The following is a 14,616-nucleotide window of genomic DNA, read 5'->3' on the forward strand; positions in this document are numbered from 1 at the left end:
CTCTGTATTACCGCGGCTGCTGGCACAGAGTTAGCCGGTGCTTATTCTGCGAGTAACGTCCACTATCCTAGAGTATTAATCTAAGTAGCCTCCTCCTCGCTTAAAGTGCTTTACAACCAAAAGGCCTTCTTCACACACGCGGCATGGCTGGATCAGGCTTTCGCCCATTGTCCAATATTCCCCACTGCTGCCTCCCGTAGGAGTCTGGGCCGTGTCTCAGTCCCAGTGTGGCGGATCATCCTCTCAGACCCGCTACAGATCGTCGCCTTGGTAGGCCTTTACCCCACCAACTAGCTAATCTGACTTAGGCTCATCTATTAGCGCAAGGTCCGAAGATCCCCTGCTTTCCCCCGTAGGGCGTATGCGGTATTAGCATTCCTTTCGGAATGTTGTCCCCCACTAAATAGGCAGATTCCTAAGCATTACTCACCCGTCCGCCGCTAGGTCGTATAGCAAGCTATACTTCCCCGCTCGACTTGCATGTGTTAAGCCTGCCGCCAGCGTTCAATCTGAGCCATGATCAAACTCTTCAGTTAAAAATCATTAGTAGCTTATGGCTCAAATCTTGGCTCATCAATTTTCTGACAAATATTTCTCAAATAAACTTCGAGTAATTTTTACCATTCAATCAATGAAATATTTTCGATCGATCAATCAGTAAAAATCCACACAAGTTGTTCTTCATAATCTCTTAATGATCTTTCTAACACCTCGTCAGTGCTAGAAGCTGGACTTAATATACTCAACAACTCAGCACTTCGTGCTTCGTTCGTTTCCGTCTATCTCGTCGGTATGGGGTGCATTCTAGACCATTACGAAATCTTTGCAACCCCCAAATTCATTTATTTGAAACGGGCGTTGGTTTTTTCTACAAAACTTAAGAAAAACCGTATTTTTCATCTATTTTTTGATCATATTTATAATTTTTTCTCTTATTTCTTTCAACATGAGCATTTCATTTCCACTCCTTAAAAGTCTTTTTAAGCTTAAAATTTATTTTTTCTTTCAGCGGAGTCTTAGAGATCTTTTAGCAAAATTTTCAGACTTAAAATCGCCCAGTATTTATTCCGTCTTTGTATTTTTGATAAACCATCTTTCTAAAGATGTAGTTTTTTTATATTTAATACACGCCTAAGCTGAAAAACTGCCGCATCGCTATAAAAACACCTAAGATTTAGTAAGAATGGAATGCTTAGTCTGTTTTTATTTCATTCGCGTAATAGCAAAGCCCTCTTCTATCTATACCATGGTCAAGATAATTCAAGACCGAGCTGAAATAACAACTACGATAAATCTTGATGATACAAAGCATCTGTATAAATGCAGCGCTATACACCTGTAAAGGTGATGACCTTCTTTGTTTAAAAGCCTATTGCACCCAACTTTTATGACAGCTCGTTATTTGTCTGCGAGAAACTGATTTTAAAAAACTAAATTTTTGCCAATAAAAAAGGAAGAGATCTCTCCCAAAACCTCTTCCTCGGAGTTAGATCGTTATCTGATCCATAGATGTCATTATTATAGTTATCTTAAAAAAGTCCCTTGGGGAAGAGACTTGAAAACTGTGGAGAGTTATTCTTATTGACCCTTCTAGCGATGTTAAAAACATCAACTAGACGTTGAAATCTTATACACACTCATTTTAAATTGCAATGTTTTTGGAAAAAATTAAGCATTGTTTTTATAAGGTTTTTTTTGAATTTACTTATTTGATTTTTTTATAAAGATTAAAAAATAAAAAACAGGCCGAAGCCTGCTTTTATATCAATAACTTAAAGCATATATATGCACTGACTTAGTCTGTAAAAGTGACTTTCGCAATGGCTTTTTTACCCGACTGTACAATTAAAGTGACATTTTCTTTAACAGAGAAACTCATATCGACCACGTTCCAATCAACTTTGACCGCACCACGGGCTACGGCATCTTTTGCTGCTGCTGCATTTGGGTTTAAGCCCGCTACGCGAAGAATCGTTGCAATAAACAACTCGCCACCAAATTCTGCACGTGAAATTGTCACTTCAGGTGTTCCTTCGGGTAGCTCACCCTCAGTAATCAGGTTGCCTGCACCTTTATGTGCATTTTCTGCTGCTTCTGCACCATGGAAACGCTCTACCAACTCAAGGGCTAGAATTTTCTTCACTTCTTGTGGATTACGCCCTTCAGCAATTTCTTTTAGCAGGACTTTAATGTCTTCAACAGATTTAAAGCTGAGTAAATCGAAATAGCGTTCAATTAATGCATCTGGCATCGAAAGGACTTTTTGATACATCGCCCCTGGTGCATCAAATACGCCAATATAGTTACCCAAAGACTTAGACATTTTGTTCACACCGTCTAAACCTTCAAGGATTGGCACCGTAATGCAGACTTGTGCTTCTTGATCATAACGACCTTGAAGTGTACGCCCCATCAATAAGTTAAAGGTTTGGTCTGTACCGCCTAATTCAACATCCGCCTCAAGGGCAATCGAGTCATAGCCTTGAACCAATGGATACAAAAACTCATGAATTGCGATTGGTTGATGGTTGTTATAACGCTTGGTGAAGTCATCACGTTCAAGCATACGTGCAACCGTTTGCTGTGAGGCCAACTGAATTAAATCAGCCGCTGTTTTGGTTGCAAACCATTCTGAGTTAAAACGCACTTTGGTTTTATTTGGATCAAGAATTTTAAACACCTGTTCTTGATACGTTTTTGCATTTTCAAGCACTTGCTCACGCGATAATGGTGGGCGTGTTGCACTTTTTCCAGTCGGGTCACCGATCATTGCGGTATAATCCCCAATCAGGAAGGTCACGTCATGACCCAAGTCTTGAAAAGTTTTCAGTTTATTAATTAAAACCGTATGCCCTAAGTGCAAGTCAGGCGCAGTCGGGTCAAAGCCCGCTTTAATTTTTAAAGGACGATTTTCTTTTAATTTCTTCAGAAGATCTTCTTCAGAAATAATTTCATGCGTGCCTCGTTGAATGAGAGCAAGTTGTTCTTCAGCCGGCAGGAAATTTGACATCACAAAACCCAAACACATCAGTTATTCAATTTGTGCGATATACTAACACTTTTTCAGCACATTGCAGGCTTTAGAATAATCATGACAGCGATCTATATTGGGGTAATGACCGGCACCAGCATGGATGGTGTTGATATTGTTGCTGCTTCTTTTGATCCATTGCAGCTTCACGCCACCCTCACTCTTTCTTTCGACCCAGATTTACGCGATGAACTGATGGCACTCACTTTGCCCGGTGACAACGAAATCGACCGTATGGGCAAAGCAGATGTGGCTTTAGCAAAGATGATTGGCGAAGGCATCAATCAGCTGATTGAGCAAAGTCATTTAGATCGTAGTCAAATCAAAGCTGTTGGCTCACATGGACAAACCATTCGCCACCGCCCAGAGCATGGCTTTACCCTGCAAATTGGTGACCCAAACATCATCACTGAAATCACCCAAATTCCTGTGATTTCAGATTTTCGACGTCGTGATATGGCCGCAGGTGGACAAGGTGCCCCGCTGGTTCCTGCTTTTCACCAAGATATGTTCCAACATGAAAGCATTCATCGCGTCATCTTAAACCTAGGCGGCATCGCCAATGTCAGCATGTTGCCCGCAGGCCAACCTGATCAGGTCTACGGTTTTGATACAGGCCCAGCCAACATTTTAATGGACGCTTGGTGTGAACGTTTTACTGGACAGCCCTATGATGAAAATGGCAATTGGGCAGCTTACGGCCATCCGATTCGCAGCCTGCTCGATCGCCTACAATCACATGAATATTTTTCCAAAGAACCACCGAAAAGCACTGGCCGTGAAGACTTCAACCTCGAATGGCTAGATGAACAAATTGCCGACTGGCGCAATGACCTTGAATACGACGAGCTTGAAGACAGTCCTGAAAATGTTCAGGCCACCTTAATGAAGCTCACCACACGCGCCATTAAAAAAGCCATCTATCGCTCCGATATGGATACTGGTGAAGTCTACGTCTGCGGCGGTGGTGCGTATAACTCGCATCTTTTAGAACAATTACGCTGGCGCTTACGTAAACACAATTGGTCTGTACAAACCACCTCCGCGATTGGCTTAGCCCCAACGTGGGTGGAAGCAACCGCCTTTGCTTGGTTGGCCATGCGCTTTATCCAACAACTCAGTGGCAATTTGCCGACAGTGACAGGTGCACGGGGCGACCGTATTCTCGGGACGATTACCGCGGTTTAAACATCAAAGCGCTTCTGACCTTTTAGTCGCAACCCGAGCAAATCAAAAAAAGCCAGTCAGGTGAATAACCGACTGGCTTTTTATCTATCTCAGCGATTTTTTGCTGTTAATGTTAACGCATCATCAACTTGGCATTTTCCTGCCGAAAGGCTTTTAAAATTTGCTGTCCCGCTCGTCCAGTAGGGCTTAAACCTAAACGAATTTGCTCCTGTCGAATCGCTTGACGAGTTTTATCACCAATCAAACCATCCACCGCGCCAATATCATAGCCACGATTCAGTAAAAACTGCTGAATTTCACGACGTTCAGAACGTGAAGTGCCTGCATCATCGGTTGGCCAAGTTGTACTAAACCCGCCTTGCCCTTGTAAGCGGTCTGACAAATGCGCAATCGCTAATGCATAACTTTCTGCAGCATTATAACTATAGATTGCATCAAAGTTTTTAAACACTAAAAATAGTGGACCATTTTCGCCAGCGGGCGCCATCAGCCCCGCTTGCGAACTAGAGGATAAATTGCCTTGAACTAACGCTGAGCCATCTGCACGTACCAAGCCATTTTGCATCCAGTAAGATAAGGACTTCTTATTACGACGACTTTCACCACTCAGAGAAATCGCTTGCGGATTTTTCACTTCAAACCCCCAAGGTTGCCCAGTTTGCCAACCGCGTTTTTTGAGGAAATTGGCTGTTGATGCTAAAGCATCTGTAGTACTCGATACCAAATCACGGCGCCCATCACCATCAAAATCGACGGCTAGCTCTTCATACGTCGATGGCATAAATTGGGTATGACCGAACGCACCTGCCCACGAGCCTTTCAGTTGTGACTCAGTTAAATCGCCACGCTGTAAAATGCGCATAGCCGCAAAAAACTCTCCACGGAAATAGCTTTGGCGGCGTCCTTCACAGCTCAATGTGCCTAGCGCTTGTAATAATGGATATTTACCTGAAATATCACCAAAATTACTTTCCACGCCCCACACAGCAACCACGGTCTCCGCAGGCACACCATACGCTGCCGCAACGCGATTTAGCACTTCACGATGCTGCGCCAATTTTTGCCAACCCACTGCAACACGCTCATCATCCACTAATCCTGACAAATAATCCCAAATCGGCGTGGAAAATTCAGGTTGGTAATTTAATTTTTCAATCACAGAATAATCAGGCGCTAAATTTTGCGTGTAGCGATCATAAGTGGACGCAGACACACCATTCGCCATCGCTTGGCTTTTTAAATTGGCAATACAGCTTTGAAATGAATTCTGAGGACTATAATCGGAAGTTGCGACATTTGAACTGCCTGTAACTTTTTGACCATTAATAATGAGCTCAGCATTCACCTGAGTCGCCGCTAAAAAAAATGAACCTAAAAGAAAAGCAAAACGTTGCATAAAATCCCTAATGATTCTTTATCTCTAAATTATGCTTTTTACCTTAACACTTTCAATTTCACTTTTCTGAATCAAAACGTAAGTGAATATTCATTCTGGTTTAAATTCAAAACCATCTTTTAAATTTAAAACCACTTACCCACAGAACCCCACATCTCAACTTTTAAATTCAAAAACAATCTCTGACTCAGCAAGCACTTTAAATTCAATCATCTTGTTTTAGATTTATTTTATCCACATTTTTATTTAACATTAATAATCAATAATATACATAGAATAAACCACCATAACTAAAGCTCAATATTTTTAAATTCAAAACTTTAAATTCATTCAGCAGTCTTTAAATTTATTGTTTTGAATTTAAATTCAAACCACATCAAAACTTTTAAATTCATTTTAAATTTAAACAATCGATTTAAATTTAAAACTCACTTTTAAATTCAAAATTTTACTTCTATTTTTTAAATTCAAAACACACTTAAAAAGATATCCACACACCCAAGTTGACTGAGATTCCTGCTGTTTCGCCTTTTTTAGGTAAACATCTGTGTCACATTCAATTGTGGGTTCTGTTTTAAACGTGCTTCTCCACACAAAACTCGCTTTATTTTGCTTTCAGTTTATTTTTCTATGCGCTAATTTTATCTAAACGGATAAAAAACACGCAATTTATTTTAATTTTGATCCGATTAACGGTCACTTTTTTCGAAGAGGCGCAATCATGCCTGAATGAATCCAAATAAAAAAGCGACCACTATCGTGATCGCTTTTTTTAACAACAACTGAAGCTTTAGATGGTCATATCTTCACTCAGTGCCAATGGATTCGGTAAGATTTTCGCCAACTGACGACATAGCGTCGTGAGTTGAGCGGTATCATTCGGCATTAAAGTCAGGTGACCAATCTTACGACCTTCACGTTCTTCCTTATTGTAAAGATGTAGATGTACACCTTCTAAGGCCAAGACTTGTTCAGACTGTGGATACTGACCAATAATATTGATCATGACCGTAGGGCGAACCACTTCAGTTGAACCCAAGGGTAAGCCTGCGACTGCACGAATATGGTTTTCAAACTGAGAGCATACTGCGCCTTCAATCGACCAGTGTCCTGAGTTATGCACACGTGGCGCCATTTCATTGGCATACAAACCTTTGTCTGTGACAAACAGTTCTAAGGTCAACACGCCAACATAATTCAAATGATTCAATAGGCGAGTGATGTAGTCTTGTGCAACGGGTTGTAAGTCCGCACTATTCGGTGCAGGGACAATCGAGTGCGACAAAATACCATGATGATGATGGTTTTCAGCCAATGGCCACGTTTTCACATCGCCACTTTGACCACGTACCGCAATGATCGAAACTTCACGCGAGAAGGTCACAAAGCTTTCTGCAATTAAACTTCCAGCAGGGCCTAATTCAGCCCATGCTTGTTCAATTTGTTGTTCAGAGCGCAATACAAACTGACCTTTGCCATCATAGCCACCTGTAGCGGTCTTCAGCACAATCGGTAAACCCAGCTCAGCAACTGCAGCGCTTAAACTTTCTAGAGAATTTACCGCTTTATAAGGCGCAACAGGAATATCAAGCGCATCAAATAAAGCTTTTTCAGACAAGCGATGCTGTGCAATGGCTAAAGCCTGACGCGGCGGATGCATATCTTTTTGCTTGGTCAAAACATCAACATCGGACAAAGGCGTATTTTCAAACTCAAGGCTGAAGACATCTGCACTGGCAATAAAATCTTGTAAACCGTTTTCAGTTTTGCTTGAAATCACAGTTCCTAAAGCCGCTGAAGGGCAGTCTGTACTCACATCAAAGAACGTACATTGAATATTCAGTGGCAAAGCCGCTTGCGCCATCATGCGACCCAGCTGCCCACCACCAAAAATACCGATGGTTTTATTCATGAGGAATGCCCCGTATTAAGCTTGGCCTGGAATATTGTTGCTTGCGACTTTGTCAGTTTGTGCAGCACGGAAATCGGCTACATTTTTTGCAATTTCAGGACGTGTCAGACCTAAAATTTGCGCTGCCATAATCGCGGCATTGGTTGCACCTGCTGGACCAATCGCCAAGGTACCCACTGCAATACCTGCTGGCATTTGCACAATCGATAACAGTGAATCGACACCGTTTAAAATCGAAGACTTCACTGGTACACCCAGTACAGGCAAATCAGTTTTCGCCGCACACATTCCTGGTAAATGCGCCGCACCGCCTGCACCCGCAATAATCACTTGGATACCACGGTCACGTGCTTGCTCAGCATATTCAAAAAGACGATCTGGCGTACGGTGCGCAGACACAACTTCCGCTTCAAATGGGACACCAAGTTGCTTAAGCATATTGGCAGTGTGTTCGAGAGTGGCCCAATCTGATTGAGAACCCATGATAATTCCAACGAGAGGAGTGTCTTGTGAAGCGGCCGCATTCATTGCAATGTTTCCAGAGATAGTTAAGAGAGATAAATCTCGACTAGCGCCAAGCTTTAATAAGAGCCCCGTATTATAGACTGATTTTTCAGCTCTCCAAAATTTAACCGTGCAACTAAATGCAGATTTTTCTTGTTTTTTTATTTCGTAGCATAAAACTTAAATAAAAAGAGGACTGTAGCCTCATTTTTTGAGTTATTGGCTGCGAAAAACAAAATACACACAACCAAATAAACACAGTCCGGCCCACAAATAATCGAGCTTAAAAGGCTGTTTAAATAAGAAAAGCATAAACGGTACAAAAACCAATAACGTCACCACTTCTTGGGTGATTTTCATTTCACCCATTGACCAGCCTTGCTGTGACAGCATACGGGTCGCAGGAATCATAAAACTGTATTCTACCAAGGCAATGAACCAGCTAAATAAAATGGCTTGCCAAAGCGGCACACCCGGCAAAAATTTTAAGTGTCCATACCATGCAAGTGTCATAAAACAGTTGGCAATAATCAATAAAATAAAGGGCAGGGACATGAAGCAAGATCGCCGAGTTTAGGAGCATTTTATTCTACGTTTTTTGCTAGGAAATTCAGCAAATATTGCACTTTTTAGCCAACTTTTTTACAAAATAAAAGCGTTGTTCAAGCCGCAGAATAATTAAACGATTAGATACAAGAATCACTATCTTTTCGCTAAGCGCCTTGCTATGGTTGCTTTCACATCGAATTAATCACGACAACAGCACCAACAATACGTGATGTGTCTATAAAAGCAGTGGAGTGAGGCGGAATGCATCTGCATATTTTGGGTATTTGTGGCACCTTTATGGGGTCTTTAGCGCTTTTAGCACGTGATCTTGGCCACACAGTGACGGGTTCGGATCTAAACGTTTATCCTCCCATGTCGACCCAGCTCGAAAATGCAGGCATTACCTTAATGCAAGGTTATGACCGCAGTCATTTGCAACCTCATCCTGATTTGGTCATCGTCGGCAATGCGATGAAACGCGGGATTGATGCGGTTGAATACATGCTTAATGAAGGCTTACCATATATTTCAGGCCCACAATTTTTGGCCGATCATGTGCTCCAAGGCAAACACGTACTTGGCGTAGCAGGAACCCATGGTAAAACCACCACCACCACCATGTTGGCTTGGGTGTTGGATCAGGCGGGTTTAGAGCCGGGTTTCCTGATTGGCGGTGTACCTTTAGGTTTCTCTGAAAGTGCGCGTTTAGGTGCTGGTAAATATTTCTGTGTCGAAGCCGATGAATATGATTCTGCCTTTTTCGACAAACGTTCGAAGTTCGTGCATTACCACCCAAAAACAGCCATTTTGAATAACCTCGAATTTGACCATGCTGACATTTTTGATGATCTAGCAGCGATTCAAAAACAATTCCATCACTTGGTTCGTACCATTCCAAGTGAGGGTCGTATCATTGCTCCGATTACTGAAAGCAATATTGATGAAGTTTTAGAGCAGGGCTGTTGGACACCTGTGGTTCGTACCTCTTTAGAGGCCCATGACAAGTCTGAATTGTATGCCGAACAACTAAGTGCTGATGGTTCGCACTTTAAAGTACTCCAACACGGCGTGGTAAAAGGCACAGTGCAATGGAACATGACAGGGCAGCACAGCGTGGCCAATGCTTTGGCAACTATCGCTGCGGCTGAACATGTCGGCGTGAGCATTGAAACAGCGTGCGAAGCACTGTCTAACTTTGGTGGCGTGAAGCGCCGTATGGAGCTTTTAGGCACAGTACGTGGCGTAGAAGTGTATGATGACTTTGCCCATCACCCAACCGCAATAGATACGACGCTGGAAGGCGCACGTAAGCGTTTAGGCGAACGTAAGTTGTGGGCAATTATTGAGCCTCGTTCAAATACCATGCGCATGGGAAGCCATAAAGATGGACTCGCGCACTCTGCGCGTTTGGCGGATGAAGTGATTTGGTATCAACCAGAAGGTTTGGACTGGGACTTGCAACCTGTCATTGCGGCTGCACCCAACAAGGCCGTGGTTGCACGCACTTTGGATGACATTATCCATACCATCGTCAGTGATGCAGGCGAGGGCGATGCGGTTGTGATCATGTCCAATGGCGGCTTTGGTGGTTTACACCAAAAATTGATCAGTGCCTTAAACGCAGAATAAGTAGTACTCACTTAGAAAAAAACCCGCATATGGCGGGTTTTTTACAAGCTTATCCAATTAAAAACCAGACATCGTACCCGTATATTCAAAGTCTTTTAGTTTTGCCCAACCTTGAACCGTGTCTCCCAAGCGTTTGCTGAAATACATGATCGAAACCCACTGTTCTTGGCCATCATCATAGGTGCTATAAGCAGTGATATGGTCATTTTTAATCATAAACAGATCTTTGATTTTACAAGCATTGCTCGGTGCTGAATGAAAATACACTCTGGTTGGAGCAATCACTTTCATGCCCCAACGTGGAATGATCTGAACTTCTTTTTGTTCTGCCTTTTCCTCAAGTTTTACACAATCTTCAGCATGCAATAAAGGGGCAACTGAACAGAATAGGGCAATAGATAAAAGCGTCTTCATATACTTTGATTTCACCATCATTCAGCGCTGCAAAACACAAAATAGAACTGTAATGGCAGCTATATCGATCTCATTTTAGCTTAGCATTTAGAATTGCGATGAATGGCGAACAATTAAGCCGCGACATCCTCAAAACTTTTCTCACGGCGAAACATCACATCGACATAAGAACAAGTCGGGATAATTTTCAGGTTTTTCTCACGTGAAAAATCAACCAGAGTATCCAATAGCAAACGCGCCACACCTTGACCCCGTAGTGAATCATCGACCCAAGTATGGTTGGCATCAATGGTTGCGTCATCCCGCCAAAGATAGCTAATTTCAGCAATGCGCTGACCGTCTGCATTATTTAAAAAAAACTCACCTTTTTGATCACGATCTACATGTTGAAATTGCATAGCATACTCGTTGAATGGATTGATTTATCGTTCTCTATCTTAGTGGAATAAAACATCATGAATAGATGGATCTTTGTCGAATACCGATTTGGAAAACGGACACAAGGGTAAAATTTTCACGCCCTTATCACGGGCAAAGTTAACCAAAACATCCAATAACTGACGCCCCACATGTTGCCCACGGAGCAACTCACTGACCCAAGTGTGATCAATAATAAATTTATCATCCCCAGCCCAACTATAAGTCATTTCCGCCACACGCTCGTTTTCTTGCTCAACAAAAACTTCGCCTTTACTACCTGTTTCTTGATGTTGAATTTTCATTATTATTCCTCTAGCTGATTATGCTGCTTTTTTAGCTTGCCACAAATTGAAGCAAAATTTTGTCTCATTTATATTTCATCTACAATTTTCTTTAATATTTGCTCAAACCATAAAAATATGCGATGCTTAGCTCACTTTTGGATCAAATCCAAAACCAAATTTATGTTGAACAAGGGGAGTAGCCTCCTCCAAACGTGAAAAATCAATGCCATGCATAACTTTCACGTGTCAGATTATCGTCATTACACTTTGCAAAAAGTCGGTATCTGAGCATTTTAGCGAACAAAATACATACGCTAAAATGTAGGCAAGACCTTGATCATGTTGTCACAGATGTTTTATTTCATCTGGCAGCAGGTCAAGGTTTTTTTGTGGCCGATTGCTGGATGTGGAGGATTTCATGGAATCTATCGGCAATTTATGGCTATACCTTGCTTTTTTCGGCATTGTTACCGTGATGCTACTGATCGACTTTTTAGGCTTTAAACAAAAAGAAGGTCAAGAAGTTAAAATCAAAACAGCCGCGTTATGGAGTATTGCGTGGGTTTCCGTCGCATCACTCTTTGGTGCAGGGCTCTGGCTGTATTTACAACAAACTGCAGGTGTCACTGTGGCCAATACCAAGGTCATGGAGTACTTCGCAGGTTATTTACTTGAAAAATCTTTAGCCGTCGACAACGTCTTTGTCTGGCTGATGATCTTTGCTGCTTTTGCCATTCCACCTGCACTGCAACGCCAATTACTGCTGTATGGTGTATTGGGCGCGATTATTCTACGGACCATCTTTATTTTTATTGGCGCATGGTTTGTACAAGAGTTCTCATGGATTCTGTATATCTTCGGTGCATTCTTGGTGTATACGGGTTTCAAATTCTTCAAAGGGCAAAACGAAGAAGAAACCAATATCGAAGATATGGCGATCTTAAAATGGTTGCGTAAACATATGCGGATTACCCCGCAAATGCATGGCAATAAGTTCTTTGTCCGTCAAAACGGGATGTTGTGGGCAACGCCGCTGTTCTTGGTGTTAATTTTAGTTGAAGCATCGGATGTAATTTTCGCGGTGGATTCCATTCCTGCAATTTTCGCGGTGACCTCTGATCCATTTATTGTGTTGACTGCAAACTTAATGGCGATTTTGGGTCTACGTGCGATGTTCTTCTTGTTGTCTGGTGCAGCAACCAAGATGCATTACCTCCCGTATGGTTTAGGTATTATCTTGGTGTTTATCGGCTTTAAGATGCTCATGCTGGATGTGTTCCATATGCCAATTTGGATTTCACTGGGCTTTATTGTGTTGGTGCTGACCATTACTGCGATCTTGTCGATTCGATACAGTAAGAAACATCATCAAACCACCCTCTAATATTTTAAAAAAGCCTTCCTCTGAGAAGGCTTTTTTATGACAAAATTTTAGTATGCATAAGACTTAATCCTATGATTTTCTGTGCAAATGCACTGTACTTTATGCAAACAGCTCCCTATGATAAGCGGGCTTAAAACCCTTGGTTTTACCTGTAAAAATAAAAGAACCTGAAGGTTGCTCATCCATGCGTACCAAAAAATTAACTCTTGTTGTAGTGCCGGTTTTACTCACGGCATGTAGCGGTTCTAAAACCCTACAACAGGATGTTTACAATAACCAATACAACTGCTACCAAGACTGGCATTTTGAACTGTGCGAACCTGCTAACGAAAATAGTGAATCGAGCTATAGTGGCTCTACTGGGGTTTATATCGGCCCACAATATTATAAAAATAACCGTAAAGTCCGTTACATGGGCCAAGTCTTGAAAGCTCGCGGACGTCATTCGACGGGCACACCTAGAATCTCGACTCACGTTTTTAGCCATGCCAAATCCCAACCCATTCGTGGAGGCTTCGGCCGTAGCGGCGGCTCGTTCGGAGGTTAATACATGAAACGAGTTCTACTGCCTAAGCGAGCAAACTGGCAACAGGCGCATCAAGAGATTGGTTTTGACTACTACAACTTGCCGTCGCGGGATGGTTCAATGTATTGGTCAGAAGGGGTGGCTTATGAGTTTAGCCTCAAGCAAATTGAACAGCTAGAAGATGCCTCGAACGAATTACACCAGATGTGCCTTGAAGTGGCAGAGGATATGATTCAACGTGGTCATTATCCCGAATATTTTCGAATTCCCCCAGCAGCGATTCCTCTGATTGAGCACTCATGGAAAAACCAAGCGCCGATGCTGTATGGCCGTTTCGATTTTGCCTATGATGGTCAAGCCATCAAAATGCTGGAATACAATGCCGATACGCCAACGGGTTTACTCGAAGCCTCAGTTGCACAGTGGCATTGGATTGAACAGGTCGAAAATATTGCAAACCGTGATCAGTTCAACAGCATTCATGAAAAGCTGATTGAGCGCTGGAAACAGCTCTATCCTACGCGTAACCGTATCCATTTCGCAGCCTGCCAAGAAGCAGGACGTGAAGATTGGGGCAATTTAGAATACCTCATGGATACCGCTTTTCAAGCAGGCTTAAATGTTAGCGAACTGTCGATGGAAAATATCGGTTGGAATGGCACAGCCTTTGTCGATTTGCATCAGCAAGAGATTCAGCATTTATTTAAGCTGTATCCGTGGGAATGGATTTGGGAAGAAAGTTTTTCGCAGTTTCTCAAACCCGAAACCGAATGGATTGAACCATGTTGGAAAATGCTGCTCTCCAATAAAGCCCTATTGATCGAGCTGTGGAAACGCTTTCCAAATCATCCATTGTTGTTAGAAACCCATGCTTATGATGCGCACGCCCACTATGCAGGGAAATGGGTGCGTAAGCCCATCTTAGCGCGCGAAGGCGCAAATATTCATATTTTACAAAACAATGTCGATTGCGGCGCAGCCTCAGGTAGTTTTTACTTCGATGACTACGACAAATATGGTTATGTCATGCAGCGCTGGGTAAAAACTCCGTTGCATGAAGGCATGCTGCCCACCTTGGGACTTTGGATGGTCGGAGATGAATGTGCGGGGATGTCACTGCGTGAAGATGTGTTTGATGTGATTGGCAATGATGCGCATTTTGCTGCGCATTATTTTGTGGAATAAAGAGGTGCTCTAAATCACCTATTTAAAATAGATGTCCAAAGATTAAGCGGGTCTGTTCAGGCGTTTTAGTAGGAGCACCATCACTTTTAGGTTATTCACGGCGGAGTCTTATCTTTTTTAAGTTCGATACTGGGAGCTCAATTATTCTTTTGTTTCACCAAATGAGAAGCGAAGCTTCGTAAGGAAAGCATTTG

At 42.4% G+C, this 14,616-nt stretch carries 13 protein-coding genes and 1 rRNA gene; 5 read left to right on the top strand and 9 right to left on the bottom strand.

Features of this window, described 5'->3' with window-relative positions; all coding sequences use genetic code 11:
• Both WH214_RS06655 and tyrS read right to left on the bottom strand, forming a co-directional pair.
• Window positions 1-536, bottom strand: a 16S ribosomal RNA gene (locus WH214_RS06655); the annotation flags it as partial.
• A gap of 1,259 nt (window positions 537-1,795) precedes the next feature.
• On the bottom strand, window positions 1,796-3,028 hold the full coding sequence (gene tyrS / locus WH214_RS06660) for a tyrosine--tRNA ligase (RefSeq protein ID WP_339401459.1): 1,233 nt from the start codon (window positions 3,026-3,028) through the stop codon (window positions 1,796-1,798).
• A gap of 63 nt (window positions 3,029-3,091) precedes the next feature.
• On the opposite strand from tyrS, the gene WH214_RS06665 reads away from it, so the two are divergent.
• On the top strand, window positions 3,092-4,219 hold the full coding sequence (locus tag WH214_RS06665) for an anhydro-N-acetylmuramic acid kinase (protein ID WP_317455445.1): 1,128 nt from the start codon (window positions 3,092-3,094) through the stop codon (window positions 4,217-4,219).
• 112 nt (window positions 4,220-4,331) lie between these two features.
• On the opposite strand, the gene WH214_RS06670 is transcribed toward WH214_RS06665, so the two are convergent.
• From WH214_RS06670 to WH214_RS06685, 4 genes are all read right to left on the bottom strand, one after another.
• Window positions 4,332-5,615 (bottom strand): lytic murein transglycosylase, encoded by a 1,284-nt coding sequence (locus WH214_RS06670; RefSeq protein WP_339421938.1) that lies wholly within the window; start codon window positions 5,613-5,615, stop codon window positions 4,332-4,334.
• 790 nt (window positions 5,616-6,405) lie between these two features.
• A complete protein-coding gene (locus tag WH214_RS06675) occupies window positions 6,406-7,527 on the bottom strand; it encodes a 5-(carboxyamino)imidazole ribonucleotide synthase (RefSeq protein WP_339421939.1) in 1,122 nt (373 codons plus the stop codon).
• 15 nt (window positions 7,528-7,542) lie between these two features.
• Entirely contained in the window at window positions 7,543-8,055 is a 513-nt protein-coding gene (gene purE / locus WH214_RS06680) for a 5-(carboxyamino)imidazole ribonucleotide mutase (protein WP_004697498.1), read from the bottom strand.
• A gap of 192 nt (window positions 8,056-8,247) precedes the next feature.
• Window positions 8,248-8,586 (bottom strand): DMT family protein, encoded by a 339-nt coding sequence (locus tag WH214_RS06685; protein ID WP_004977754.1) that lies wholly within the window; start codon window positions 8,584-8,586, stop codon window positions 8,248-8,250.
• Between the two features lie 255 nt (window positions 8,587-8,841).
• On the opposite strand from WH214_RS06685, the gene mpl reads away from it, so the two are divergent.
• On the top strand, window positions 8,842-10,209 hold the full coding sequence (mpl, locus tag WH214_RS06690) for a UDP-N-acetylmuramate:L-alanyl-gamma-D-glutamyl-meso-diaminopimelate ligase (protein WP_062031185.1): 1,368 nt from the start codon (window positions 8,842-8,844) through the stop codon (window positions 10,207-10,209).
• A gap of 57 nt (window positions 10,210-10,266) precedes the next feature.
• Here mpl and WH214_RS06695 read toward each other — a convergent pair whose 3' ends face one another.
• The 3 genes from WH214_RS06695 to WH214_RS06705 form a co-directional block, all read right to left on the bottom strand.
• Window positions 10,267-10,644 (bottom strand): hypothetical protein, encoded by a 378-nt coding sequence (locus tag WH214_RS06695; protein ID WP_339421940.1) that lies wholly within the window; start codon window positions 10,642-10,644, stop codon window positions 10,267-10,269.
• A 92-nt stretch (window positions 10,645-10,736) separates the two neighbouring features.
• A complete protein-coding gene (locus WH214_RS06700) occupies window positions 10,737-11,021 on the bottom strand; it encodes a GNAT family N-acetyltransferase (RefSeq protein WP_131230955.1) in 285 nt (94 codons plus the stop codon).
• Window positions 11,022-11,060: 39 nt separating this feature from the next.
• A complete protein-coding gene (locus WH214_RS06705; protein WP_062031177.1) occupies window positions 11,061-11,345 on the bottom strand; it encodes a GNAT family N-acetyltransferase in 285 nt (94 codons plus the stop codon).
• Between the two features lie 400 nt (window positions 11,346-11,745).
• On the opposite strand from WH214_RS06705, the gene WH214_RS06710 reads away from it, so the two are divergent.
• The 3 genes from WH214_RS06710 to WH214_RS06720 all read left to right on the top strand — a co-directional run bounded on the left by WH214_RS06710 (window position 11,746) and on the right by WH214_RS06720 (window position 14,422).
• Entirely contained in the window at window positions 11,746-12,711 is a 966-nt protein-coding gene (locus WH214_RS06710; RefSeq protein ID WP_004697489.1) for a TerC family protein, read from the top strand.
• 184 nt (window positions 12,712-12,895) lie between these two features.
• Window positions 12,896-13,258, top strand: a complete 363-nt coding sequence (locus WH214_RS06715) for a hypothetical protein (protein WP_339421941.1) — start codon at window positions 12,896-12,898, stop codon at window positions 13,256-13,258.
• A gap of 3 nt (window positions 13,259-13,261) precedes the next feature.
• Window positions 13,262-14,422, top strand: coding sequence for a glutathionylspermidine synthase family protein (locus tag WH214_RS06720; protein ID WP_339421942.1), 1,161 nt, complete (start codon window positions 13,262-13,264; stop codon window positions 14,420-14,422).
• Window positions 14,423-14,616: the final 194 nt, after the last annotated feature.

The organism is Acinetobacter sp. MYb191, assembly GCF_037572605.1.
Taxonomy (GTDB): Bacteria; Pseudomonadota; Gammaproteobacteria; order Pseudomonadales; family Moraxellaceae; genus Acinetobacter; species Acinetobacter johnsonii.